The sequence below is a fragment of the Prevotella heparinolytica genome, from assembly GCF_004342845.1.
In the GTDB taxonomy this organism is placed as follows: Bacteria; Bacteroidota; Bacteroidia; order Bacteroidales; family Bacteroidaceae; genus Bacteroides; species Bacteroides heparinolyticus.
Window position 1 is genome coordinate 229,595 of record NZ_SLXB01000001.1, and the last position, 26,003, is coordinate 255,597.

At 51.3% G+C, this 26,003-nt stretch carries 18 protein-coding genes and 1 riboswitch; of the genes, 12 read left to right on the plus strand and 6 right to left on the minus strand.

All coding sequences use genetic code 11. From position 1 onward, the window contains the following. Positions 1–3 precede the first annotated feature (3 nt). From EV202_RS00895 to EV202_RS00905, 3 genes are all read right to left on the minus strand, one after another. Positions 4–1,812 carry an alpha-L-fucosidase gene (locus tag EV202_RS00895; protein WP_131924715.1) on the minus strand — a complete coding sequence of 603 codons (1,809 nt, stop codon included), beginning with the start codon at positions 1,810–1,812 and terminating at the stop codon, positions 4–6. An 85-nt stretch (positions 1,813–1,897) separates the two neighbouring features. After that, complete coding sequence (locus EV202_RS00900) at positions 1,898–2,548, minus strand: sulfatase-like hydrolase/transferase (protein WP_394364499.1); 651 nt, start codon at positions 2,546–2,548, stop codon at positions 1,898–1,900. Between the two features lie 867 nt (positions 2,549–3,415). Beyond that, positions 3,416–4,054 (minus strand): ribonuclease H1 domain-containing protein, encoded by a 639-nt coding sequence (locus tag EV202_RS00905; RefSeq protein ID WP_131924718.1) that lies wholly within the window; start codon positions 4,052–4,054, stop codon positions 3,416–3,418. Positions 4,055–4,157: 103 nt separating this feature from the next. Here EV202_RS00905 and EV202_RS15380 point away from each other — a divergent pair, with 103 nt between their 5' ends. The 7 genes from EV202_RS15380 (at position 4,158) to EV202_RS00935 (ending at position 9,899) form a co-directional block, all read left to right on the plus strand. Further along, on the plus strand, positions 4,158–4,289 hold the full coding sequence (locus tag EV202_RS15380) for a hypothetical protein (RefSeq protein WP_262709378.1): 132 nt from the start codon (positions 4,158–4,160) through the stop codon (positions 4,287–4,289). Next, complete coding sequence (locus EV202_RS00910; RefSeq protein ID WP_131924721.1) at positions 4,262–4,867, plus strand: nitroreductase family protein; 606 nt, start codon at positions 4,262–4,264, stop codon at positions 4,865–4,867. The genes EV202_RS15380 and EV202_RS00910 overlap by 28 nt, the downstream gene beginning before the upstream one ends. Before the next feature lie 380 nt (positions 4,868–5,247). Beyond that, complete coding sequence (locus tag EV202_RS00915) at positions 5,248–5,775, plus strand: shikimate kinase (RefSeq protein WP_131924724.1); 528 nt, start codon at positions 5,248–5,250, stop codon at positions 5,773–5,775. A 116-nt stretch (positions 5,776–5,891) separates the two neighbouring features. Beyond that, a complete protein-coding gene (gene speA / locus EV202_RS00920) occupies positions 5,892–7,784 on the plus strand; it encodes a biosynthetic arginine decarboxylase (RefSeq protein ID WP_131924727.1) in 1,893 nt (630 codons plus the stop codon). Between the two features lie 257 nt (positions 7,785–8,041). After that, positions 8,042–8,815 carry an acetylglutamate kinase gene (gene argB, locus EV202_RS00925; RefSeq protein ID WP_131924917.1) on the plus strand — a complete coding sequence of 258 codons (774 nt, stop codon included), beginning with the start codon at positions 8,042–8,044 and terminating at the stop codon, positions 8,813–8,815. Positions 8,816–8,917: 102 nt separating this feature from the next. Then, on the plus strand, positions 8,918–9,427 hold the full coding sequence (locus EV202_RS00930) for an RNA polymerase sigma factor (RefSeq protein ID WP_125239162.1): 510 nt from the start codon (positions 8,918–8,920) through the stop codon (positions 9,425–9,427). Continuing rightward, complete coding sequence (locus EV202_RS00935) at positions 9,417–9,899, plus strand: hypothetical protein (RefSeq protein ID WP_106041320.1); 483 nt, start codon at positions 9,417–9,419, stop codon at positions 9,897–9,899. The genes EV202_RS00930 and EV202_RS00935 overlap by 11 nt, the downstream gene beginning before the upstream one ends. Before the next feature lie 384 nt (positions 9,900–10,283). Here the strand turns inward: EV202_RS00935 and EV202_RS00940 are convergent, their stop codons facing one another. Then, positions 10,284–11,147, minus strand: coding sequence for a head GIN domain-containing protein (locus EV202_RS00940; protein WP_131924730.1), 864 nt, complete (start codon positions 11,145–11,147; stop codon positions 10,284–10,286). Between the two features lie 257 nt (positions 11,148–11,404). Here EV202_RS00940 and EV202_RS00945 point away from each other — a divergent pair, with 257 nt between their 5' ends. After that, positions 11,405–12,115: a YgjP family zinc-dependent metalloprotease gene (locus EV202_RS00945; RefSeq protein WP_317127777.1), complete on the plus strand. Its 711-nt coding sequence runs from the start codon at positions 11,405–11,407 to the stop codon at positions 12,113–12,115. Positions 12,116–12,135: 20 nt separating this feature from the next. On the opposite strand, the gene EV202_RS00950 is transcribed toward EV202_RS00945, so the two are convergent. Next, positions 12,136–12,540, minus strand: a complete 405-nt coding sequence (locus EV202_RS00950) for a hypothetical protein (RefSeq protein WP_131924733.1) — start codon at positions 12,538–12,540, stop codon at positions 12,136–12,138. Positions 12,541–13,004: 464 nt separating this feature from the next. Continuing rightward, positions 13,005–13,222, plus strand: a riboswitch (cobalamin riboswitch). A gap of 70 nt (positions 13,223–13,292) precedes the next feature. Here EV202_RS00950 and EV202_RS00955 point away from each other — a divergent pair. Together EV202_RS00955 and EV202_RS00960 are read left to right on the plus strand one after the other, a co-directional pair. Next, positions 13,293–15,812: a ribonucleoside-diphosphate reductase subunit alpha gene (locus tag EV202_RS00955; protein WP_131924736.1), complete on the plus strand. Its 2,520-nt coding sequence runs from the start codon at positions 13,293–13,295 to the stop codon at positions 15,810–15,812. A gap of 15 nt (positions 15,813–15,827) precedes the next feature. After that, a complete protein-coding gene (locus tag EV202_RS00960; RefSeq protein WP_131924739.1) occupies positions 15,828–16,877 on the plus strand; it encodes a ribonucleotide-diphosphate reductase subunit beta in 1,050 nt (349 codons plus the stop codon). A 33-nt stretch (positions 16,878–16,910) separates the two neighbouring features. On the opposite strand, the gene EV202_RS00965 is transcribed toward EV202_RS00960, so the two are convergent. Continuing rightward, positions 16,911–20,954, minus strand: a complete 4,044-nt coding sequence (locus EV202_RS00965; protein ID WP_131924742.1) for a hybrid sensor histidine kinase/response regulator transcription factor — start codon at positions 20,952–20,954, stop codon at positions 16,911–16,913. A gap of 254 nt (positions 20,955–21,208) precedes the next feature. Between EV202_RS00965 and EV202_RS00970 the strand changes: the two genes are divergently transcribed. Both EV202_RS00970 and EV202_RS00975 read left to right on the plus strand, forming a co-directional pair. Next, positions 21,209–22,864 (plus strand): carboxylesterase/lipase family protein, encoded by a 1,656-nt coding sequence (locus tag EV202_RS00970; protein WP_131924745.1) that lies wholly within the window; start codon positions 21,209–21,211, stop codon positions 22,862–22,864. A gap of 53 nt (positions 22,865–22,917) precedes the next feature. Then, on the plus strand, positions 22,918–25,992 hold the full coding sequence (locus EV202_RS00975; protein WP_394364498.1) for a SusC/RagA family TonB-linked outer membrane protein: 3,075 nt from the start codon (positions 22,918–22,920) through the stop codon (positions 25,990–25,992). Positions 25,993–26,003: the final 11 nt, after the last annotated feature.

The window sequence follows — 26,003 nt, forward strand, 5'->3', positions numbered from 1 at the left end:
TGGCTAATCGCTCAACGCTATCTCACCCATCGTCACTTTTGCCTTGCGGCCGTTGGGCGAAGTGGCTTCGAGCTTGACGTACCGGGCTTCCACGGCTTTGTCGAAGACCACGGTCTGCGGTTGCGGGTTGTGCATGATGTTGCTGAACTCGCCATGCGTGCGTACTTCCGTCCAGTGCTCGCCGTCGTTGCTCACCAAGAAGCAGAACTTATAGGCCATGTCGGGTGTGGCTTCGCCGTTGGCAGGGGCATAGGTGAAGCTTTTCAGCAGGCAGTTTTTTCCCAAATCGACCGTGAGCGGAGCCTCTGAGAGCAGCTTCCAGCCGTCGCGTTTCATTGCGTCAGGCTCTTTCGCCTTAGATGCCTCTTTCACGGGCCCGGCAAAATAAGCCCCCACTTTGGCTATGTTGGCTTTCAGGCGCGATGCCATCAGTGTGACGCGCAAGGCTTTCGCCTCTATGGCGGGGAAACGGAGCAGGCGTTTGTAGCCCACGGTTGTGCCTTGCGCCACTTCCGTCCAGCCTTCGGATGTAAGGGCTTCTACCTTGAAGGCCTCCACACGTTGCCCCCGACGGATGTCTTCTTGCAGCATCACGACGTTTATCCTTGCCTTCGTTTTCAGTTTGTACACGCGGCTTTCGCCCTCGGCAGGTTGCCACGGTGCGCTGCCTTTGCGCACGTAGTCGGTGGCGAATGTTGCTGCGATGTAATCGGCCAGTTCCTTGATGCGTGCGGCATCGTTTTCATGAATCCGTCCGCGGCGGTCGGGCGGAATGTTGAGCAGCAGCACGGAATTGTAGCCCACCGATTTGAAGTAAATATCCACGAGGTGGGCGAGCGGCTTCACCTTGTCGTCTTCCGCCGTATGGTAGAACCATCCCGGACGGATGGACACGTCTACCTCCGAAGGATACCAGAAGAGCCTGTCCACCTTTTGCAACATGTCGCGGCTGCCCAAGTCTTTCGACATGTTGTTGATGCCGAGCTGTGCAAGAGTTTTTTCCGAGTCGGTTGCCGTAGATGGGGGAAGCACCGTGGAGCTCCACTCCGTTTCGCGTCCCACGCCTGCCTCGTTGCCCACCCAGCGGATGTCGTCACCCATGATGGCGGCCACGGCTTTGGGTTGCAGCGTGTTGATTACTTTCATGTAGGCTTCCCAGTCGTACTCTTGCTTCTTGCCGTTGGGCCCTTCGGCGCAAGCTCCGTCGAACCACACCTCGTGCACCTCGCCGTAGTTGGTGAGGAGCTCGGTCAGTTGGCGGATGAAGAACTCGTTATAGCGTGGCGAATCGCCGTAGCATGGAGCGTTCCTGTCCCACGGCGAAAGGTAGACGCCGAACTTCATGCCGTACTTGTCGCATGCCGCGCGCAGTTCCTTCACCACGTCGCCCTTGCCCTCTTTCCATGGCGAGGAGGCTACGGAATGGGCAGTGGTGGCGGTGGGCCACAGGCAGAAGCCGTCGTGATGCTTGGCGGTGATGATGGCCATCTTGAATCCTCCCTCCTTCAGGCTCTTCACCCATTGTTCGGCATCGAAACCGGTGGGATTGAACAGGGCGGGGTCTTCTTTCCCGTCGCCCCATTCGCGGTTGGTAAAGGTGTTGATGCCGAAATGCAGAAAGGCCGTGAGCTCCAGCTTCTGCCACTCGTATTGTTGCGTAGTGGGCACAAGCCGTGCGGCCATTTCCACTTTTTGCTCTATCGAGGCATTTTGCGGAAACTCCACCTGCTTCACATGGTAATGTTCTTTTTCTTGGGCTGCCGCCTGCAACAGGCATAGGTGCAGGCAGGCAAGGAGTAGTGTTTTTTTCATCAGGGATAGTGTTTTTAAGAGCTTGCAAATGACATCGCAAAGGAGCATCCTGTCAAGCTCTGGGGTTATACATAAATGTCGCATGTCAAGGCAACGGCCGCTTCGCCGCTTCGGGCAGTGTCACTTTGAAGAACCTGCTGGGACGGTGCTCCTTCCGTATGATGCTTACCAGCTGTTCCACTACGTCAGGATACGAGGCGGCGACGTCATGGTCTTCGTGTATGTCTTCAGCCAGATTGTAAAGATGGGCTTGGAACTGGCAGATATACCCGTAAAACTCGTCCACGCCGCGTTTGTCCGGTGTGGAGGCGGAACCTTCGTAGCCTCCCGCCCACTTACCGAAAAGTCCGGTGGTATAGCCGTTGTTCTTCATTACTTCGGGCAGGATGATGTGTCCGGGGTCGTAGGGATGCTGCCCCACGATGCTGCAATCTTCGTTGTCGCCATACATGATGCGAGGCGCATCTTTCCAATACTCCTTATTGCCCCGTACTTCGGTATGTCCTGTGTGTTGTCCGGTCATGAGCGACGCACGCGACGGCGCACTGACGGGGCTGCCCGCATAGGCCTGCGTGAAGCGCATTCCTTCCGAGGCCATCCGGTCGATGTGCGGAGTCCGGATATAGCGTTGCCCGTAGCAACCCAAGTCGCCGTAGCCCATATCGTCACACAAAATAAAAAGGATATTGGGCTTTTCCGCCTGCCGGGCGTTGGCGCCGGTTGCCGCAAGCGCCATACATCCCCATAAAAAGGTTTTCCGGTTGTTCATGGTTTCTTAATGATTGTGATGTGCAAAAATAGGAAAAGAAAACCGGACTTCATCTATGCCTGTCGGAAAAAAACAGAGTCCGTAACACCGGCAGATGCAATATTGTCGCGAAGATGAGAAGTAAACGGGATGCCGTCCGAAAGATGATGAGACCTGCCTGAAAACATTCGCCGCCAACGGGAGAAAACTCTATCTTAGCGCTTGCGTTATATATCTTGCGCCTTGCGATATATATCTTAGCGCCTGCGATATACATCGCAAGCGCTAAGATAGAACTCCCCTCCTAATCTCTTCCTGTTTCAGACAAGGCAAAGAGAGGTTTTATCCGCTGATGAAAACTCTTTCTTGCACGGACGAAACCCATATCCAAAGCCTTATATCGAATATCGAATGCGTTGGCGAGAAAGATAAAGAACCTGAGTCTGAACTCTGCCTGAGTTCGGGATAAGAAGCAGGTCGACAGCCTCACACGGAGGCTTGTGCTCCAAAGTCGAATCCCATTGCTTATCAGATATTTAATATTGATTTGTCAGACACTTGCCTCTGACGGCTCAAACACCTGTGTCTGTCACGTCAGAGACTTGTGTCTGCCGGCTCGGACACTTGCCTCTGTCACGACAAAGGCTTGCAGCTGTCAGACAGGGCGGGGGCGGCCGGCCTGAAAGGCTCTCTTCTCTTCTGCCCAATCACCGTAAACCGGTGCATCCGGGAAATATCCGCCCGACAGGGTGAAGCCCCGCATCTTTAGCAAAGTAATCACTTATTCCGAACTCAGGTGAGGTATATGCCGGAAGAAACGGAAAGGGGTATCTTTGAGAGCCGTTGCCTGTTCCGTCATTTCCTTCCGAAGTCGGCGGGTACTTCGCCCCATTGTTTGGTTTCCCATTTCAGGATGGGGGTGGTGTAGGTGTTTTCGCGCAGCCATTTCTCGGCACGTTCTATCAACTCGAAGAGGGCTTCGCTCCGGGCGTTGCGCGGCAGTTTCGTCTTGCATTTCTTCTGCTTCACCCAGCTGATGGCATTCACACTGTCGCTGTAGATGGGCATGTCTATTCCTTTCTGTTTCAGGAGGGCAAGGCCGTGTACGATGGCAAGGAATTCGCCGATGTTGTTTGTGCCGTACATGGGGCCGAAGTGGAATACCTGCCGGCGGCTGCCCACGTGCACTCCCCTGTACTCCATGGCGCCGGGGTTTCCGCTGCAAGCGGCGTCTACGGCAAGGCTGTTTGCCACGACGGCTGCCGGAAGGGGGGCGTCCTGCGGCTTTCGGGCGGCCGCACGGGTGGGCGATCCCCCTCGCCCGATGTATTGGTAGGGCGAAGAGGCAAAGGCTTTTTCGGCTTCTTCGCGCGTGTCGAACGATTTGAATTTCGCCCCTTCGTAGCCTTTGGTTTGCAGTTGGCAGTCGGTCCAGGAGCTGTAAATGCCCGGCGTGACACCCGACCATACAACGTAAAATTTCTCTTTCTTCATAACTGAGGACAAAGGTAAAGAAGAAAATCCGAACAAAATCCCTCTTCAGGTTGTTTCTTTCTCGCGCACTGATGAATTTGCACCCTGACCAAAGCCTGCAAGGATGAACATGGAACATGCAGGAAAGATAGTTTGGCAGGCGGGTGGTAAGTTCGGAACAGGCGCTGCGAAAGGATTATTCAAATATAAAAAAGAAAGGAAAGAAAAATGGGAAGAACATTTGCTGAAGCCATGAAGCACCGCCGTACGTATTATTCCATCGGCAGCGGTTCGCCGGTATCGGACGGCGAGATAGAACGCGTGGTTCGCGAAGCCCTGAAGCACGTGCCGTCGGCTTTCAACTCGCAGTCGGCGAGAGTGGTATTGCTGTTGGGCGATGGGCATAAGAAGTTGTGGAACATCGTGAAGAGCACGTTGAAGGAACTCGTCTCTGCCGAGGACTTTGACAGGACGGAAGCCAAAATAGACGGCTGTTTTGCCGCCGGACACGGTACGGTGCTCTATTTTGAAGACACTTCTGTGATAAAGAAATTGCAGGAAGCGTTCCCTTCTTACAAGGATAACTTCCCCATCTGGTCGCACCATACTTCTGCCATGCATCAGTTTGCCGTTTGGACGATGCTCGAAGACCTCGGCCTGGGCGTCTCTCTGCAACATTACAACCCGTTGATTGACGAGGAAGTGCGCCGCACCTGGAATCTGCCCGAAGAGTGGCAGCTTGTGGCTCAGATGCCTTTCGGCACACCTACGGGCGAGCCGGGCGAGAAGAGCTTTGAAGACATGGACAAGCGTTTCAAGGTGTTCCGTTCTTGATCGCACTCTTCCGGCGGATTGGCCGGGAAGATGAAAGAACGGTTTGCGGAGAGGCTTTTTCCGGACGCGCACAACGCAGATGGTATGGTTCTTTGGTTTAGAGAGCCGTGCCACCTGCGCTTTTTTTCATCCGGGTGTTGATGGCTAAGGGCTTGCGCAGAGGTGTTCCGTATGCAGGTGGCACGGCTTCTGCCGGTCGGAGCATCCCCTCGCTGCACGAGTCCGGGCGGTGGCTGTTCGGGGTTTTGACAGACACAAGCCTCTGTCACGACAAACACAAGTCCTTGTGAAAACAGACACTTGTGTCCGTCAATCTTCCTTCACCGTGGGCTGGGAGATTAAATAAATTGTTTACCTTTGCGCGCATAAGGGAAGCAGATATGATACGTATTTTCTTGACCGGCTACATGGGGGCCGGAAAAACTACTTTAGGAAAGGCTTTTGCCCGCGAAATGCATGTGCCGTTCATCGACTTGGACTGGTACATTGAAGAGCGTTTCCACAAATCCGTCCGCGAACTGTTTGCCGGTCGTGGAGAAGATGCTTTCCGTCAGCTGGAGCGGAACATGCTGCACGAGGTGGGAGAGTTTGAAGACGTCGTCATCTCCACCGGCGGCGGCACGCCCTGCTTCTTCGACAACATGGACTACATGAATGCCTGCGGGCAGACGGTGTTTCTCGATGTGCATCCCGACATCCTGTTCCGCCGCCTCCGGGTGGCCACGCAGCAACGCCCCATTCTGCAAGGCAAGACGGACGAAGAACTGCGTGCCTTTATTCTGGAGGCACTGGAGAAGCGTGCCCCCTTTTACTCGCAGGCCCAATACCGGTTCGATGCCGGCCGTCTGGAAAGCCGCAGGCAGATATCCGATTCTGTGCAACGGCTGCGCAACCTCCTGAAACTTTAATTCCCTGTAAATGTGCATTTCTCGGCTGAAAAGGCTGAAGATATTGGATTAATGTGTATTTTTGTCCCCAATAGCAAATAGTAAAATGTCAAATAGTAAACATATTGGTGAAGTAGATGAGAAAATGGCGTATTGAAGATTCAGAAGAGCTGTACAATATAACAGGTTGGGGCACTTCGTACTTTGGTATCAATGACAAAGGTCATGTAGTGGTGACACCGCGCAAAGACGGCGTAGCCGTCGATTTGAAAGAACTGGTGGACGAGTTGCAGCTACGCGACGTGGCGGCGCCCGTGCTGGTTCGTTTTCCCGACATTCTGGACAACCGCATCGAGAAGGTGTCCTGCTGTTTCAAGCAGGCCGCCGATGAATATGGGTATAAAGGCGAGAACTTTATTATCTATCCCATTAAGGTGAACCAGATGCGTCCCGTCGTGGAGGAGATGATTACGCACGGCAAGAAGTTCAATCTGGGGCTGGAAGCAGGTTCCAAACCGGAGCTGCATGCCGTAATCGGTGTCAATACCGACCCCGGCTCGTTGGTGGTCTGCAACGGTTATAAGGACGAGAGTTTCATCGAGATGGCACTGCTGGCGCAGAAGATGGGCAAACGCATCTTTCTTGTAGTGGAGAAGCTCAACGAACTGAATCTTATCGCCAAGATGGCGAAGCAACTCAAAGTGAGACCTAATATCGGTATTCGCATTAAATTGGCCTCCAGCGGAAGCGGCAAGTGGGAAGAAAGCGGAGGCGATGCCAGCAAGTTCGGCCTTACCTCAAGCGAGCTGCTCGAAGCGCTCGACTTTCTGGAGAAGAAAGAAATGAAAGACTGCCTGAAGCTGATACACTTCCACATCGGCAGTCAGATAACCAAGATACGCCGCATCAAGAATGCCTTGCGCGAGGCTTCGCAATTCTTTGTGCAGCTCAACAAATCGGGCTTCAACATCGAGTTTGTGGATACCGGCGGAGGCATGGGGGTGGACTACGACGGCACACGCTCGTCTAACAGCGAAAGCTCCGTCAACTATTCCATTCAGGAGTACGTCAACGACGTGGTGTCCACCTTTGTCGACGCTGCCGACAAACACGGCTTTCCGCATCCCAACATCATCACCGAAACCGGCCGCAGCCTCACCGCTCACCACTCCGTGCTTATCTTCGAAGTGCTGGAGACGGCCTCCCTGCCCGAAATGGACGATGATTGGGAACCGGAAGAAGATGCCCACGAACTGGTGAAGGAACTGTATCACATCTGGGACAACCTGAGCCAGCGCAGCATGCTCGAACCTTGGCACGATGCGCAACAGATTCGCGAAGAGGCCCTCGACCTCTTCAGCCACGGCATTGTCGACCTGAACACGCGTGCGCAAATAGAAAAGCTCTATTGGAGCATCTGCCGCGAAATCAACACCATTGCCGGCAACATGAAGCACGCTCCCGATGAGTTCCGCAAATTAAGCAAGCTGCTTGCCGACAAGTACTTCTGCAACTTCTCGCTGTTCCAGTCGTTGCCCGACTCTTGGGCCATCGACCAGATGTTCCCCATCATGCCCATCCAACGGCTGGACGAACGTCCCGACCGCGAAGCCACCTTGCAGGACATGACTTGCGATTCGGACGGTAAGATTGCCAACTTCGTCACTTCGCGTTCCGATACCACCACGCTGCCTTTGCACTCGCTCCGCGACAAGGAAAACTACTATCTGGCCGTGTTCCTCGTAGGAGCCTATCAGGAGATTCTGGGCGATATGCACAACCTCTTCGGCGATACGAACGCCGTACACGTGTCTGTCAACTCCAAGGGCTACACCATCGACCAGCTGATTGACGGCGAAACCGTGGCCGAAGTGCTGGACTACGTGCAATATAACCCCAAGAAACTGGTGCGCACACTGGAAACGTGGGTTACGCAGTCCGTCAAGGAAGGCCGCATCTCGGTAGAGGAGGGCAAGGAATTCTTGTCCAACTACCGCTCCGGACTATACGGATACACGTATTTGGAATAGAACGGTTAGCGTATGGTGGTTAGCGGTTAGTTGGGCGGGGTGTATCTGCAAAGCGAACCAGCCTCCAAAGAATACCTTCACTTACCAATCACTAACCCCTAATCGTTAATCGCTGATGCATACGTTTTTTTTCTTCAAGAAACCGGAGCGTATACACCTTATTATATATGAGAACTGATTATCCGCATCGTGTCTGCGACTGTCTGCCGGAAGCCGGCACAAGGACATCTTGCGGATAATCGAATTATATGGAAGCAATGAAAGAGAAACTGACTGTTATCAAGGTAGGCGGCAAAATAGTGGAGGAGGAAGCCACCCTCCGTAAGTTGTTGGATGATTTTGCGGCTATCGGGGGGCATAAGCTATTGGTGCACGGAGGCGGACGTTCGGCCACCAAGCTGGCTGAAAGTCTGGGTATCGAAAGCCGTATGGTGAACGGCCGCCGCATCACCGATGCCGAAACCCTGAAAGTAGTGACGATGGTGTATGGCGGATTGGTGAACAAGAATATCGTGGCCGGTTTGCAGGCACGTGGCGTCAACGCATTGGGACTCACGGGAGCCGACATGGATGCCATCCGTTCCGTGAAGCGACCGGTGAAAGAGGTGGACTACGGCTTTGTGGGCGATGTGAAGCAAGTCAACGCCGTTTTGCTGGCCGACCTTATTTGCAAAGGCATCATTCCGGTGATGGCTCCGCTGACGCACGACGGCGAAGGCAACATGCTGAACACGAATGCCGACACCATTGCCGGAGAAACCGCCAAAGCCCTTGCTTCGCTGTTCGATGTCACCTTAGTGTTCTGCTTTGAAAAGAAAGGCGTGCTCCGCAATGAGAACGATGATGACAGCGTGATTCCACACATAACTCCCGACGAGTTCAAACAATATGTGGCCGAGGGAGTGATTCAAGGCGGCATGATTCCGAAGCTCGAAAATGCTTTCGAGGCAATTACCTCCGGGGTTTCCGAAGTAATCATCACTTCGGTTGCGGCTATCGGAGAAGAGGGAGGGACGAGGATGGTGCGTTAATGTACTTTCTTTTGGGCAAGCAAAAGAAAAAGTACATCAGAAGCAAAAAAAAATAGTATTTGCCTGTAACTTTCTGGATACTTAACCGTCAACTTATTAGAGATGCAAGAACTCAGCTTTCGTAATGATATTCTTCCGCTGAAAGACAAGCTCTTCCGGCTGGCTCTGCGAATCACGTTCGATAGGGCAGAAGCAGAGGATATTGTGCAAGAAACGCTGATAAGGGTTTGGAACAAGCGTGATGAATGGGCGCAGTTCGGTTCGGTCGAGGCTTACTGCCTGACAGTGGCAAAGAATCTGGCGATAGACCGGAGCGAGCGAAAGGATGCCCGCACCGTGGAACTCACCCCTGACATGGAGCAGCTCGCCGATGCATCGAGCCCTTACGACAAGCTGGTGAATAAAGAACGGATGGCATTGATACACCGGTTGATGAACGAGCTTCCCGAAAAACAACGGCTGATTATGCAGCTCAGGGATGTCGAAGGCAAGAGTTATAAAGAAATAGCGGTTGTCCTGAACTTGACCGAGGAGCAGGTAAAAGTGAACCTCTTCAGGGCACGGCAAAAAGTAAAACAAAAGTTTATAGATACAGAAGGTTATGGACTCTAAATATATAGAACAACTCTTGAAGCGCTACTGGCAGTGCGAAACCTCCCTCGAAGAGGAAGCGCAACTGCGCGCTTTCTTCAGCGGAAGCGATGTTCCCGCACATCTGCTTCGATATAAAGAATTGTTCGTATACGAGCAACTTCAGCAGGAGGTGCACTTGGGCGAAGATTTCGATGCGCGGGTATTGGCCGAAATAGAAGTCCCGGTAGTCAAGGCAAAGCGTTTGACGCTGGCGGCACGCTTCATACCCTTGTTCAAGGCTGCTGCGGTAGTGGCGGCGATTCTTTCACTGGGCAATGTGATGCAACATTCATTCTTTTCCGATGTGAAGGAAGTGGCCTCGGCCGATACCATAGGTAAACAGATTTCCGCTCCCTCGGTGGCTCTTTCCGGAGAGACGACCGTTGCTAAGGAAAGTCAGGTGATAGACAGCCTGCGCCTTGTGGATAAGGAGAAGGAAATCAAAGAGTAGATATTTTTCTTTGCAATTATAAAATAATATTTTCATTTGCTTTAAACATAATATAGTTAGTGTGCTTTATTAAAACAAGTTGAGGCTGTGAAGTTTCAATTCTCTCAAAACATTTATAGCAACTAACTAAGATAGACGGGATACCGCGAGATGCGGTGTCCCTTTTATGTTTTCATGCGCTTCCTCTCCATTGGGATGAAAAAACAAAAGGCTTCCTCACGGAAACCTTTTGCCATTCTCCATATTAGATGCTGTTTCTTAATATATAGGTAATTTAAGAGAGATTTTTGTTTAGAAGCCTGTTCTTTTTAAGAGAATGTGTCGCAGAAAAGCCACCTGCACTGCTATTATCAGGCGCTGATTTCATGACCGTTATCCTCTTAATCAAAGCTTGTACAATCCTTTTTTCGGGTAGTCCAATTCCGGATTGCCTTTATAGCCTACGCTTCCACTGCCACTGGTGCGCACTTTCAGGAAGTCGGTGGCATGGCATTTGATGCTGCCCGAACCGGTTACATTGGCGGAAACCCTCTTGGCAACAAAATCGGATGCGAATAAGTCACCCGAACCAGTCACGCTGTATGCGGCCTCCGGGGTGCTTCCGTTCAGAATGACGGTGCCCGAACCTGCTACGGATACGCCGGCCGATACAGCCGTCACATTGTTCAGTTTCATGTCGCCTGAGCCGGCAATGGAGGTTTTGAGGTTATTGCAAGTGATGTTGCTGCTGTTGATGTCGCCCGAACCGGCGATGGAGATGCTGAGGTCTGTGCAGGAAATGTTATCTCCGCTGATGTTGCCCGAACCTGCCACGGAGATTTTGAGTTCATCTGTTTTCAGTCCGTTGGCCAGCTCCACATCTCCCGAACCTGCCACGGCAATTCCGTTCAATTTCTCTGCTGAAACGCTAATCTCCAGCTTGTTGTAGGTTACGCTTACATTCTTCTTGAAGCCGATGTGAAGCGTATTGTCCTTCACATGGATGTCCAGCAGGTCTACGATGTTGTCCGAGGTGTATATCTTCACTTCCGGTTTGCCGGCTTTTTGCGTATAAGTGACATCCGGGCTGCCGGCTACGCTCAACTTGGTGAAGTTGTCCGTCTTGATGACCTTCGTCACATAGTTTTTGCTGGCTTTTACGGTTTTCCCTTTGAAGAAACCTTTCGAATAATAACTGTGCTGTTGCGAACAGGCGGTGGTGCAGAAAGCCAAGAAAGCGATTGTAATGATTGTTGTTAAGCTCTTCATATTCGTTCTTTTTTTGATTTGGTATTCGTCTTTATTTGTTAGACGCGGCTCGTTTCGTAAAAGTTGCATGCAGATGCGCTTTTTTTGAATGGAACTTCGTCGGCATACTTGATTCAATTTTCATGCCATGACACTAAAGTGTTGTGTATTAGTGTGATACTTTTTTGAGGATGTGTCCGTTATCGGACATTCTGTTCGCTTTTAGCGGGCGAATACTTGTTTTTCCGGTCAAATCTTCGTTCTTTTGCCTTGTCATTATGGAACATAAGGAACACATATTGGAAGACAAGGAGTTCGGGCCTATGCTTATTCGTGTCAATGTCCGTGCGCGTCGTCTCATCTTTCGGACGAGGGAAGACGGTGTCCACGTCACGGTGCCTCCCGGAACGTCTCTTGCCGAGGTAAAGAGAGCTTTGGAGGAGCTTCGTCCGCGCCTGAGGGCTGCTGCCGGAGAGAAACAGAACCGCAAGTCGATAGATTTGGATTACCGTATCGATACGGAGTTCTTTAAGCTTACTCTGGTGGCAGGGCAGAGGGCGCGTTTCCTGTCTCGTTCGGAGTTAGGCGAGATGCAGATTATCTGTCCGCCGGATGCGGATTTCTCGGACAGGAACCTGCAATCTTGGTTGCGCAAGGTGATTGAGGAGGCCCTGCGCCGTAATGCGAAGATTATTCTTCCTCCACGTCTGTATATGCTTTCCGTGAAGCACAACCTGCCTTATAAGAGTGTGAAGATTAACTCCAGCAGCGGGCGTTGGGGCAGTTGTTCCATGCGTGGCAACATCAATCTTTCCTATTATTTGGTTCTTCTTCCCAAGCATCTGATAGATTATGTATTGCTTCATGAGTTGGCGCATACCCGCGAAATGAACCACGGCGAACGCTTTTGGGCTTTATTGGACAAGCTGACGGAGGGCAAAGCGGAAGCCTTGCGCATGGAATTGAAGCAATATCGCACGGAGTTTTGACGTGTGCGTGCCTCAGGCTGTTAATGCTGCGTCTGCGGCAGCAGCTTCACCTCTCCGTTCTCTTTCTCGAACCGGTAGTTGCCTCCCTTCTCGCTCAATTCAAACAGGGAGAGCCTGTCGGTGAGGTTGTCCACAATCATCAGCGCGCTCTGTTCGGCAAAGCGTTTCACTTCCATTTCAAACGGTTCTTCGGTGATTTTCAGCCTTGCCAGCAGGCTGTCGTTGACGAGCAGTGAGAGCGAATCTCCGGCAAATCCTTTGGTCAGTGTGATGGTGTATGTCTCTGTGAAGTTCCGTTCTTCGTTTTTCTGTTGTTGCAACCTCATGCTCATGTAAACGAAGATGACGACTACAAAAATCACGGCGAAAGCAAGGATGCCGTTACCTACCATAAACTGCTTGTTGGTGTTCAGACGGTGTGCCATAGTTGGAATGTGTTTAGAGAATGCTGCAAATGTAGCGAATAAATTCGTACCGGCCGCTTTTTTGCCGGAGAATAGCGGATGGAAAAAGACGAGCGACGCGATTGCAAGAATGCTGTATCTGTAACAATCGTTTACCGTTTGGTTTCTGTCTCCGGCAACGAGTCGGGAGAGTGGGAAAAAGACCGCCCAGAAGTACTTCTGAGAGGGGGTAGGATCAGTATACGACTGATGTGGCTTCAGTATACGACTGATCATACATCAGTATACGACTCATGTAGCCTCGATATGGGACTGAGCTTGCCTAACCTTCTTTTTTTGATTTTTTATGGTTGCACCGGAATCTGTTTTGGTATGATTTTTTGAAAAGAAAGATGTGCTTCGGGAAGCCTCCCGCTCATTTTCAAGTAACCGGCAGATGATGCTTTTTTAAGCAGTTTTGATAATGTAATAATTCCAATTTGTGCTATCTTTGTCCCTGAAATGGTTTCGGGCGGATTTTCCCTCCGTCCGGATTAAAAGGGAATCGGGTGGAAATCCCGAACAGTCCCGCTGCTGTGAAACTCCGCCTAAATTTCCGGCACAACCTGTTGCCACTGCATTCTTGAAAACTGCGTTTGAGATTGCGGGAAGGCGCCGGAAACGAGGAGTTAGTCAGAAGACCTGCCATTCTCGAAAAGCCGCTTCCGCTCGTGGGATTAGGGAACGGCGGCAAAAGTGTACGAGTATTTTTTATTCAAATCCAAAAACATCACATGCAGATAGTTAAAAGGAATGGGACTGTGGAGTCCTATAACAGAGAAAAAATAGCCATTGCCATACGCAAAAGTTTTGTCGGCACGGGCAAGGACATTACTGACGAAGCCCTCCGCGCCATTACCGATGAAGTGGAGCAGTTCCTGAACCGGAACGAAGACAAACGTGCGGTGGAGTGCATTCAGGACGAGGTAGAGCGCAGTTTGATGGAACACGGCTTCTATGCCGAGGCCAAAAGCTACATACTTTATCGCTGGCAGCGCACCGAGCGGAGGAAAGCCCTCACGCAGATTGTTGACGGAGCGAAAGAAGAGGCCGTGGCCCATGTGCTGAAAGAGATACAAAACGACTTTACGGGCAGTGAATACAGCCTGAATATCTTGGCCGAGAAGTTCACAGGTTTCTGCAAGCCCGACATGGCGGCCGAAGAACGGCTGGCGATGCTCATTAAGGCAGCCGTGGAACTCACCACGCAGGAAGCCCCCGACTGGGAGTTTATCGCCGCCCGGCTGCTCGGCTTCCGTATGGCGAAAGAGCTGAAAGCGCAGGCGGAGAGAACCGGCATTCAATCTTATTACGATAAACTGAGTTTCCTCACGGACGCGGCTTTGTACGGCAGTTACATTCTCGCCTCCTACTCGCGGCAGGAGATAGAAACGGCTTTCGGGTTTATCCGTCCCGAACGCGACAAGCTCTTCAACTATTCGGGGCTGGACTTGCTCTATAAGCGATACCTCATCCGCACACGTTCGGCGGAACTGATGGAGTCGGTGCAGGAGATGTTTCTGGGCATCGCCTTGCATCTGGCCCTGCCCGAAAAGCACGACCGGCTGGAGTGGGTGAGGAAATTCTACGATATGCTGAGCCTGCTGGAAGTGACCATGGCAACGCCCACCCTTTCCAATGCCCGGAAGCCCTACCATCAGCTCTCCAGTTGCTTCATCGATACCGTGCCCGACAGCCTCGAAGGCATATACCGCAGCATCGACAACTTTGCCACCGTAAGCAAGTTCGGCGGCGGCATGGGCATGTACTTCGGCAAGGTGCGCGCCACGGGTGGAAACATCCGGGGCTTCAAAGGCGTGGCCGGAGGTGTCATCCGCTGGATGAAGCTGGTGAACGACACTGCCGTGGCCGTCGACCAATTGGGAATGCGGCAGGGTGCCGTGGCCGTCTACCTCGATGTTTGGCACAAAGACCTGCCCGAATTCTTGCAGCTCCGCACCAACAACGGAGACGACCGCATGAAGGCGCACGACATTTTTCCCGCCGTGTGCTATCCCGACCTCTTCTGGCAGATGGCGAAAGAAGACCTGAACAACCAATGGCACCTGTTCTGCCCCAATGAAATCATGACCGTGAAAGGCTATTGCCTCGAAGATTATTACGGAGAAGAGTGGGAGCGGAGGTATCGGGACTGCGTGAACGACCCGCGCCTATCCCGCCGCAGCATGAGCCTGAAAGACATCGTGAGGCTGATACTCCGTTCCGCCGTGGAAACAGGCACACCCTTTACTTTCAACCGTGATACGGTGAACCGGGCCAACCCCAATCCCCATAAAGGCATCATCTACTGCTCCAACCTCTGCACGGAGATAGCGCAGAACATGTCGGCCATCGAATCCGTCTCTACCGATATCCGGACGACGGATGGCGATACGGTGGTGGTGAAGACGGTCCGCCCCGGCGACTTTGTGGTCTGCAACCTTGCCAGCCTCTCGTTGGGGCACTTGCCTTTGGAGGATGAGGAGCGCATGCAGGAAAAGGTGGCAACCGTGGTCCGGGCATTGGACAACGTCATCGACTTGAACTTCTACCCGTTGCCTTTCGCGCAAATCACGAACCACCGCTACCGCAGCATCGGTCTGGGCGTCAGCGGCTATCACCATGCGCTCGCCCTGCGCGGCATCCGTTGGGAGAGCGAAGAACATCTCCGCTTCATGGATAAGGTGTTCGAGCGCATCAACTATGCCGCCATCCGTGCCAGCATGGAGCTGGCCAAGGAGAAAGGAAAGTACGCCTGTTTTGAAGGAAGCGACTGGCAGACGGGCAGCTACTTCGTCAAGCGCGGATACGATTCGCCCCAATGGAGGCAACTGGCGGCGTCCGTTGCCACAGAGGGGATGCGGAACGCTTATCTTCTGGCCGTTGCCCCCACCAGCAGCACCGGCATCATTGCCGGAACCACGGCGGGCATCGACCCGGTGATGAAACGTTTCTTCCTCGAAGAGAAAAAAGGAGCCATGCTTCCGCGGGTGGCGCCCGGCCTCTCCGACAAAACCTATTGGCTCTACAAAGACGCCTATCTGCTGGAACAATCGTGGAGCGTGCGTGCTGCGGGCATCCGCCAACGGCATATAGACCAGGCGCAAAGCATGAACCTGTACATCACCAACGAATTCACCATGCGCCAACTTTTGAATCTCTATCTGCTGGCTTGGGAGTGCGGAGTGAAGACCGTATATTACGTCCGCAGCAAGTCCTTGGAAGTAGAAGAATGTGAAAGTTGTGCATCCTAACCAAAACGAACGATTATGGAAATAAAAAAACTGAAAAAGAACGCTCTTTTTAATCCCGAAGGCGATATCGAACTCCGCTTCAGGAAAATGATTGGCGGCAATACGACCAATCTGAACGACTTCAACAACATGCGCTACAAGTGGGTGAGCGACTGGTACCGGCAGGCCATGAACAACTTCTGGATACCCGAAGAAATCAATCTCACTCAAGACATAAAGGATTATCCCCATCTGGAGAAAGCCGAACGCACGGCCTACGACAAGATTCTGAGTTTCCTTGTTTTCCTCGACTCGCTTCAAAGCAACAACCTGCCTACCATAAGCGAATACATCACGGCAAACGAAGTGAATCTCTGTCTGCACATACAAGCCTTTCAGGAGTGCGTACACAGCCAGAGCTACAGCTATATGCTCGACTCTATTTGCAGTCCGGAAGAACGTAACGACATCCTCTATCAATGGAAAACGGATGAACATCTGCTGAAGCGAAACACGTTTATCGGCAATTGTTACAATGATTTTCAGAATAGTCAGGACGGTTTCACGCTGATGAAGACGCTGATTGCCAACTACATCCTCGAAGGCATTTACTTTTATAGCGGCTTCATGTTCTTCTATAACCTGAGCCGCAACGGCAAGATGTCGGGCTCGGCCCAAGAGATACGCTATATCAACCGCGACGAGAACACCCATCTGTGGCTGTTCCGCAACATCATCTTGGAACTGAAGAAAGAAGAACCCGAACTCTTCACTCCCGATAAGATAGGCGTGTACGAAAGCATGATGCGCGAAGGCGTGAGGCAGGAGATCGAGTGGGGGCAATACGTCATAGGCGACGACATACAGGGACTCAACAAGCAGATGCTGGAGGAATATATCCTTTATCTCGGCAACCTGCGTTGGCACAGCTTGGGCTTCGGCTTCTTGTACGAAGACCATCGCAAGGAGCCTGAGAGCATGCGCTGGGTGTCGCAATACTCCAATGCCAATATGGTGAAGACCGACTTCTTTGAAGCTAAAAGCACGGCCTATGCCAAAAGCACGGCATTGGAAGATGATTTGTGATTCCTGTTGCCTCCCGCTTCTCGCTTTTTTTGTTTATTTGCCATATTCGCTCGGTGCTATCCCGAACTGTCTCTTGAAGCTGGTCGAGAAGTGCGGCAGTGTGCTGAATCCCGTCATGTCGGCTATTTCCGAAACGGTATATCTGCCCTCTTTTATCAGCTCGGCGGCGCGGTTCAGCTTGTAGGTCTTGAAGAAGACGCTGGGATTCTCGCCCGTCAGTCCCTTTACCTTGTAGTAGAACTTGGTGCGCGAGATTTTCAGCAGTTCGGTCATACGTGCCACATCCAGTTCCGGGTTCGACAGCTCGTTCTCCATCAGGTGGTAAAGCTCCGTCATGAACGAGTTGTCTTGGGGCGACAGCACGTTCTCCTCTATCTTGTCCGTTTGGGTATATCGGCTCAGGAGGTTGCGCACTTTTTCCCGGTTCTTTAGTTGCGACTTGATGAGCGCCAGCAAGTAGTTAGGCTCAAAAGGTTTCGTCACGTATGCGTCCGCTCCGGTGTCAAGCCCTTCCACTTGGCTCTCTACCGTGGCTTTGGCTGTCACCAATATCACGGGGATATGGCAGAGCTGCAAGTCTTCCTTTATCTGGCGGCAGAGGTCGTAACCGGTTCGTCCGGGCATCACCACGTCGCTCAGCACAAGGTCGGGGGCTTCTTCGCTCATGGCCTTGAAAGCGCTGTCGGCATCGAAGCGGCAGACAATCTTATAGAAGGGCGACAGCAAGGCTTTCAGGTAATGAGCCACTTCGGTGTCGTCGTCCACCACTAACAAGGTCTGCTTCTTGCCATCTTCCGTATCTTCCAATCGGAATTGCTCTTGGGTTTGCAGCGGGAATGCCATGCTCTGCTCTTCTTCGGAGGGGGTGCGCTCTTCGGGACTATATGCAAGGTCGTTCACCGGCAGCAGCAGGGTGAAGACGGCTCCACCTCCTTCACTGCGGTTGCCGGCCTTCAGGTAGCCGTGGTGAAGCAGAGCCAGGCTGCGGGCGTAGTACAAGCCTATGCCGGTGCCCCAGTTGTAGGTTCCGCCGGTTTGGTTGTTCAGTTGGTAGTAACGCTCAAATACCTTCTCCAACTGCTCTTGAGGAATGCCGTTGCCACTGTCTGCCACGGATATCTTGACGTATTGCGTATCGACGTCCTTTTCCGTCAGAGAGAAGATGCGTCCGGCCTCTTCGCGCGTCACGACGTCGAAGCAAAGCTCCACCTTTCCTCCGTTAGGAGTGAACTTTAAGGCATTGGAAAGGAGATTGCCCACAATCTTATCCAGCTTATCCACATCCAACCACATTAGGAAGCTGTCCTCTAACCCGTAAGTATTCAAGGTGATACCCTTCTCGTTGGCATTGATGCGGAAAATGTCCACGAAATGTTGCAATTGCGAGATTATATCCGTCCGCCTCACTTGTAGTTTCAGGGTATCGTTCTCTAACTTGTTGAAGTCCATCAGTTGGTTTACGAGCCTCAGCATGCGCCTCACGCTGCGTTGAACGATGTAGAGCAACTGCTTGTTTTCGTCCTCTATCTTGGGATTTTCGCATAATTGCGTCACCGGGCCCGAAATCATGGTGAGCGGTGTGCGGAATTCGTGCGAGATGTTGGCAAAGAAACTCATGTTCATCTTGTTCACCCGTTGTTCCTGTTCCTTCTCCAATTGGGCGCGCCGGGCTGCTTCTTTTTCTTGTTTGATGCGCAGCCCGAAGCGGATGAAGAAGCCGATGATGGTGGTGGCAACAAGCAGGTAGAGACACCATGCCCACCACGTCATCCATGGGGCAGGTTTCACGATGACGCGTATGGAGTTTTCCGTTTCCACGATGCTTTTGTCGTTGTTGGTAATCTTCACTTTGAAGGTGTAAGTTCCTGCGGGAAGATTGGCATAATAGGCCTCGCGGTTGTTGCGGGCGTCTATCCAGTATTTGTCGAAACCCTCCATACAGTAATAATAGTGCACGCGTTCATGCTCGCAGTAGTCCAATGCCGCAAAGGAGATACTGAACCCGTTTTCGTTGTGATTCAGCCGTATGTCGGGCCTGTACGAAAGGTGCTTGTCGATGTTTTTGCCGTCTTGCGGGTGTGCTGTTCGGTTGTGAATCTTCAGATCCTCGAAGAGCAGCGGTATGCTTCGCTTGCTGCTCACGTCGATGGGATTGAAGAAAGTCAGGCCGTGCGTACCGCCGAATACCAGTGTCCCGTCGGGCAGTCGGCACGAACAACGGTCGTAGAATTGGTTGCCGCCTATGCCGTCAGCAGCATAGTAATTGGTGAATTTCTCTACCGTGCGGTCATACTTGCCCAATCCGTATTGTGTGCCAACCCAGATATTGCCTTGTGCGTCTTCCTCAATGCTCGATATGTCCAGACAAGGCGTTCCCTCCACCGTCCGCAGTTTGCCGGTGGCTGGAGAGTAATGCAGTAATCCGTTGCTGACGGTACCTATCCAAATATCCTCCCGGCTGTCTTTGACGAGAGCCGTCGGGATGAAGACCGAACGCCGTATGCAAGCCTTCCACTCTTCTTCGCCGAAGGGATTGTCTTCATTCCTCCAAGTGTCCGGGTTTATCTGCTTTATAGGATTCATGAAAGAGGCCACCCATATCTTCCCGTTGCTCAGTGGCAGTATGCCGGGGATGAACGTGCCCATCTGCGGGAACGTCTGCACCGGTGTGAACGTTTTCTCATTCTGCCTCATAGCATAGAACAGATAGCTCAATGTCCCCACCCAGAGCGTGCCCCGGCTGTCTTGGGCAAAAGACATCGGCATAAAAACGTCGTAGGTGCTTTCGGCTTGCAACACGCCGTTCAGGTAACGGCACTTCAGCACCTTGCTTGCAAGGAGTGCGCCCAACCAGATGTTGTTATCGTTGTCCACGAAGATGTGCGTCACATCTGTTTTCTCCGAATAGTCCTGTTTGAAGAGCTGCCGCATGTCTATCCGTTTCACCTCCTTGCTGTCCATGTTGTACATATACATTCCGTCCGACAGGGTGGCTATCCAGAGGTTCCGTTCCTTGTCCACAGCCACGGATTTCACCGACTTGTTCTCCAAGCACGATTTAAGGTAGTTGTTGGTGTTGAAACGCTCCTTGTAGTTGTAGCACACGGTGTAACCCTGATCTACGGAACCTATCCAGAGGTTCTTCTGCGAGTCGGTGAACATCTTGCTTATGTTGAAGCGAGGTGCCTCGAAAGGAAATCCGTTTTCATCCTGATGTATCACTCGGCCCTCCTGATGGTTGTAGAGAAACATCCCTTGTTTGGCGGTATTCAGCAAAAGGCTGTTGCTACCGTAAGGATGTATGTAGTTGATGTTGGCGTGTGCCAGCAGCCGGTGTTCGCGGATGGCTTTAGGGGTTTCGATGAATTTGCGCGTGTGCGTATCAAACAGGGTCAGTTGATGGTTTCCTGCCAACCACAGTTCTCCATTGTCTCTCATGAAGAAATAAGCGGAGGTATTGTTTAACGGGATGGAGTCTTCCTGAGCCAATGTGGACGAGTTGTAGCAACGCATCGCTATCGGGTTCACTGCCCAAAGCTTGTTGCTTTGGTCTATGAAGCAGAACAGGTTGTAGGTGTGATGGTGGTCGAAGTTTGTGATGGGTATGTCGAACTCTTCCGTTTCGGGGTTGTACACGGCCAGGTGGTGCATCATGTTCAAGAAAATCCGTCCTTCCTTATTTTCGAGTATTTGTAGTCCGTTCTTGTTGGTGATGTTGATCGGGATGCGGCGGAAATTGTCTTTGTCGGTATATAGGCTGGTACCGTTTACGGTCACTACCCACAACCTTCCTTTCGAGTCGCGGAAGAGGTCGTTTATTTGATTGTCGGGCAGGTCCAGCGAGTCGTCCGTACAGTAATATTGGTGATACTCATGTACGTTGTATTTGTTCAGTCCCCTGAACGTTCCCATCCATATATGTCCTTGCGCATCTTCGGCAAAGGCGGTGACTTTCTGGTTGGAGAGGTCGTTGGTAATGACAGGACTTTCTATTCCGCTATCAGGAGCGGTCTTCGTGCTCGACGGGCGACAAGCAGCAATCAAACACAATAAAAACAAGTACTGAATGTGTTTCATATCTATCTAAAGCTATCAAGGTAAAGCATCCCGTAGCTTTTCGGTGATGCACTTTGATGTGGAGTGCGAAAATAACCATAAAAAACGAGACAGATATTGTCGGACAGCATGTTTTGAACAAATCTGTAAACATTTGAACACAAAGGAAAGTAGTTTTGAACATCGAGGAAAGCCGTTTGAATACAATAGCAAGTCGGCTCGGAAAGAATGCGCTAATATTGCAATCGTAAAACAACAACAAACTAATACATAATATGAAAAAGCATTTCTTATCAGCATTGGCATTTTCTGCCGTTCTTCTTTCCTCGTGCGGAGGAACATCCAAGATAGAGAAACCAGACGCTTGCATGCAAGGCGGAGAGATAACAGCCTCTTCGACGATAGCTGTTGCCGAAACCGAATCGGGCAAAGTGGGCGGATATGTGGAAAACGGTATCTATATATATAAAGGTGTTCCCTATGCCAAGGCCGAACGTTTCATGCCACCCGTGGCAGCCGACAAGTGGGAGGGCATCCGCAGCAGCCGTGCTTACGGGCCTACTTGTCCGCAAGGCAAGCGTATGGGATGGTATAGTGATGAGCAGGCGTTTGCCTTCAACTGGGATGACGGCTATCCCGACGAGAACTGCCTGCGTGTGAACATCTGGACACCGGGCGTGAACGACGGCAAGAAGCGCCCCGTCATGGTATGGCTGCACGGAGGAGGCTATGCGGCCGGTTCCGGTCAGGAACTGCCTTCGTACGACGGGACGAACCTGGCAAAGAAAGGCGACGTTGTGGTGGTGACGCTGAACCATCGTTTAAATGCATTGGGCTTTCTGGACTTGTCGGCCTATGGCGAGAAGTATTTAAAGTCGGGCAATGTCGGTCTGCTCGATTTGGTAGCTGCGCTTCAATGGCTCAATAAGAACATTGCCGCTTTTGGTGGAGATGCCTCTAATGTGACCATCTTCGGGCAGTCGGGCGGTGGAGGAAAGGTGTCTACCTTATTGGCCACTCCCTCGGCTGCCGGCCTGTTCCATAAGGCTATTGTGCAGAGTGGTTCCATGTTGCGCACCATGGAGGCCAAATATTCGCGTCGCATAGGCACGGCCACGGTCGAGGCATTGGGATTGGAAGCTTCACGGATCGATGAGATACAGAAGATTTCTTATGAGACCCTTCTTGCAGCCGGAGAGAAAGCCATTGCCAAAGTACGTGCCGAAGCCGAGAAGGAAGGAGTAGCTTCCTTTATCTTCGGTTGGGCACCGACGGTGGATGGCAGCGTGCTTCCCGCACAGCCTTTCGACCCGCAGGCACCGGCGCAGTCGCAGAACATCCCCATGATGATAGGTACTACGCTGCACGAGTTTACGATGAGCACCTATGTACCTTCTTTCCGTTCCATCAGCAAGGAAGAAGCTGTGGAACACCTAAAGAAGAAATACGCCGGCCGCACCGATGACTTCCTGAAAGCTTTTGAGAAAGCCTATCCTTCTTATCAGCCCAAAGATCTGATAGACGTGGATTTCGTTTTCCGTCCGGGTGCCGTGGAGCAAGCCAAGCTGAAAGCCGCTCAGCAGGGTGCACCTGTCTATATGTACCTGTTCGCTTGGGAATCGCCTGTATTGGATGGCATGTTTCGCAGTACCCACTGCATGGAAATACCTTTTGTCTTCAACAATGTGGTGCGCCATGCAGGCATGACCGGTGGCGGTGCCGAGGCGCAAGCCTTGGGCGAGAAGATGAGTAGCGCATGGATTAACTTTGCTAAAACGGGCAACCCGAATGCCGATGGACTGCCTGCATGGGAACCTTTTACTGCAGAGAAAGGTGCTACCATGTTCTTTAATAATACCTCCGAAATAAAATACAACCACGACAAGAATTTGCTGGAAGTGGTAAGGGCATTTCCTACACGTGGCTTTTGATAAGGGGCAACATCTTTTATTAACCAATCTAATTAGAAACAATGAGAAAATTTATGAAAAACAATGCAGTGAAAAGGCTGGTGGTATCAGTAGCTTTTCTTTTGATGTGCATACCTTTTATGCTGGCTCAGGGGCATATAAAGGTGACTGGTAGGATTACTGATGAGCTGAACGAACCAATGATTGGCGTGAGTGTCCTTGAGAAAGGAACAGCCAACGGTGTGATCACCGATATGGACGGTAACTATGCGTTATCGGTGCGCGAGGGTGCTATCATTATTTATTCATACATCGGCTATATCACGCAAGAGAAAAAAGCGGTGGCCGGAGTGATGGATATCACATTGAAAGAAGATTCCAAAACATTGGAAGAAGTGGTGGTCGTAGGTTACGGTGTGCAAAAGAAAAGCTCGCTGACAGGTGCGGTATCTTCGGTTAAGGCAGAAGATATGGAAGCGCGTACCATCACTCGCGCCGAACAGGCTCTTCAAGGAAAGACTGCGGGTGTGCAGGTGCTCAGTGCTTCGGCCAAACCCGGTGCTTCGCCTTCGGTTCGTATCCGTGGTGTAAGCTCTAATGGCGCCAGTGACCCATTGTATGTTGTTGACGGACGTATCGCTTCGGACATAGGCGGTATCGATCCTAACGACATCGAGTCTATGGAAGTACTGAAGGACGGTGCATCGGCAGCTATTTACGGTGCGGCAGCCGGTAACGGTGTCATCCTGATCTCTACCAAGAAAGGAAAAGGTAACGGTAAGATCACGTATGATTTCCAATATACTTCGCAGAGCCTTGGAAAAGTGCCCGAGGTGATGAATGCGCAACAATATAAAGAACACTTCCTCGCATCGGGCAAGATTGCTGAAAGTGCGTTCGACTTGCATTGGGATGGAAAGACCGATACGGACTGGGCGGACGTGGCTTTTGAGAAAAGCTCTATGATGCGTCACAATGTCACTTTCCAAGGTGGTAGCGAAAAGGGTTCGTTCTATCTGTCCATGTCACATTTGAACAATGACGGTATGGTAGTGGGCAATTCCGATATGTATGAACGTCTGACAGGTATGGTGAATGCCGATTGGAAAATCAAGCCTTGGCTGGAAGTAGGTACAAACAATCAGATTGAGCATTATAAGAGCCAGTCTGTGGCCGAAGGCAACGAATATGGCAGTCTGTTGCTCTCTGTATTGCAACTCGACCCGTTGACAAAACCGGTTTATGCCATTGACCAATTGCCGGAGCACATGGCTACCGTCTACGCTCTTCACCGCAATATGATGGGCGACGGAAAAGGAAATCTGTATGGCATTTCAGCCTTTACTGGCAATGCAGAGGCCATCAATCCTTTTGTGATGCGCGACCGCTCTTACACAAAGAACAGAGGTTTCAACATCAATGGTTCTACTTACTTGAACTTTATGCCTTTCGAAGGGCTGACCGTTACTTCTCGCTTAGGCTATCGTCTGGCTTCCACCTCTTCTTATGGAGTGGCACAAGATTATTATTACCACGGTACGGCCAAACAAGACTATATTCAGGTGAATGCCGCCGACAACAATGCCGTATATTGGCAGTGGGAGAACTTCCTGAACTATTCACGTACTTTTGGCAAGCATCATGGAACGGTGATGTTGGGTACTTCTTATAGCCAAAGCCGCGCATTCGGTGTCAATGGTAACAAGAAAGGCGATGACAAGAATCTGGGCTTCCTGCAGGACGATCCTCTCTTCTACTATTTTGCATATGCCACTTCGGACGCATCTAAGGAAATTGAAGGAGGCGAACCTTCCTATATCCGTAAGTTGGCCTATTTCGGTCGTTTCAATTATGACTATGGAGGCAAGTATATGGCTCAGTTCTCTCTGCGTGCCGATGCTGCCGACCTTTCCGTGCTGCCTAAAGGCAAGCGTTGGGGATATTTCCCTGCCTTATCGTTGGGCTGGGTGGTTTCTCAGGAAGAGTTCATGAAAGGTACGGAGGACTGGCTGTCACAATTGAAATTCCGTGCAAGCTGGGGACAGAACGGTTCGACCGCTTCTTTGGGAGGCTATCTTTGGAATGTATCAGTGAACAGCACCGGTCATTTGGCCGTTGGCAACAATAACAGCTTCCATTACATCAACGGTTATGCTCCTACCGCTACCGGTAACGACCAGCTTAAATGGGAGACATCCGAACAGACCAATATCGGTATTGATGCACGTTTCCTCAACGGACGCCTGTCATTATCTGCCGACTATTTCAATAAAGAGACCAAGGACTTGATCGTGTCCGGAACAAAAGCATCTACCGTGGTTGGTAACACATTCTCTCCGGTCAATGCCGGTAATATCACCAACAAAGGTCTTGAATTGGAACTTGGATGGCAAGACAGGATTGGCAATTTGAATTATAGTATTCGTGGTAATATAGCCACTTTGAAGAATAAGGTGACTTATATCCACGAATCGTTGGCCGCCATTGATGGAGCGACCTTGATAACCTATGGTGCCGTTACCCGTTTTGAGGTAGGCAAGCCGGCTTGGTACTTCTATGGATACAAGTACACGGGCGTGGATAAAGCTACGGGTGAACCGATGTTCGAAGATCAGGATGGCGACGGAGTGATCACCGACAATGATAAAACAGAGATAGGTAAAGGTATTGCCGATTTCACTTACGGTATCACATTGACAGCCGGATGGAAAGGCTTCGACTTCATCCTCTTCGGTACAGGCTCGAAAGGGAACGACGTTTATTGCGGTTTGAACCGTGTAGATTATAACCTGAATAAGCTTACTTACTTTACGAACGATTGCTGGTCCGATAAGAACAAAGGCGGTACTTTGCCGAGAGCCAATGCTACCGACTATACCAAGTTCATGACTTCTTCCGGTTCTGTATTCGATGGCTCGTTCTTCAAAATAAAGCAGATGCAGCTGGGCTATACTTTCCCGAAGGCTCTGACCAAAAAGGCGGCGATCGATAATCTCCGTATCTACGGTTCGTTGGAAGATTTCTTCACCTTCACCAACTATCCCGGCTTTGACCCTGAAGTAACGGGAGTGGGCAATGCACTTGGATTGGATAAGGGAAGTTATCCCAATTCAAAGAAAGTGGTACTTGGCTTGAGTGTGACATTCTAATCGTTTCTAAT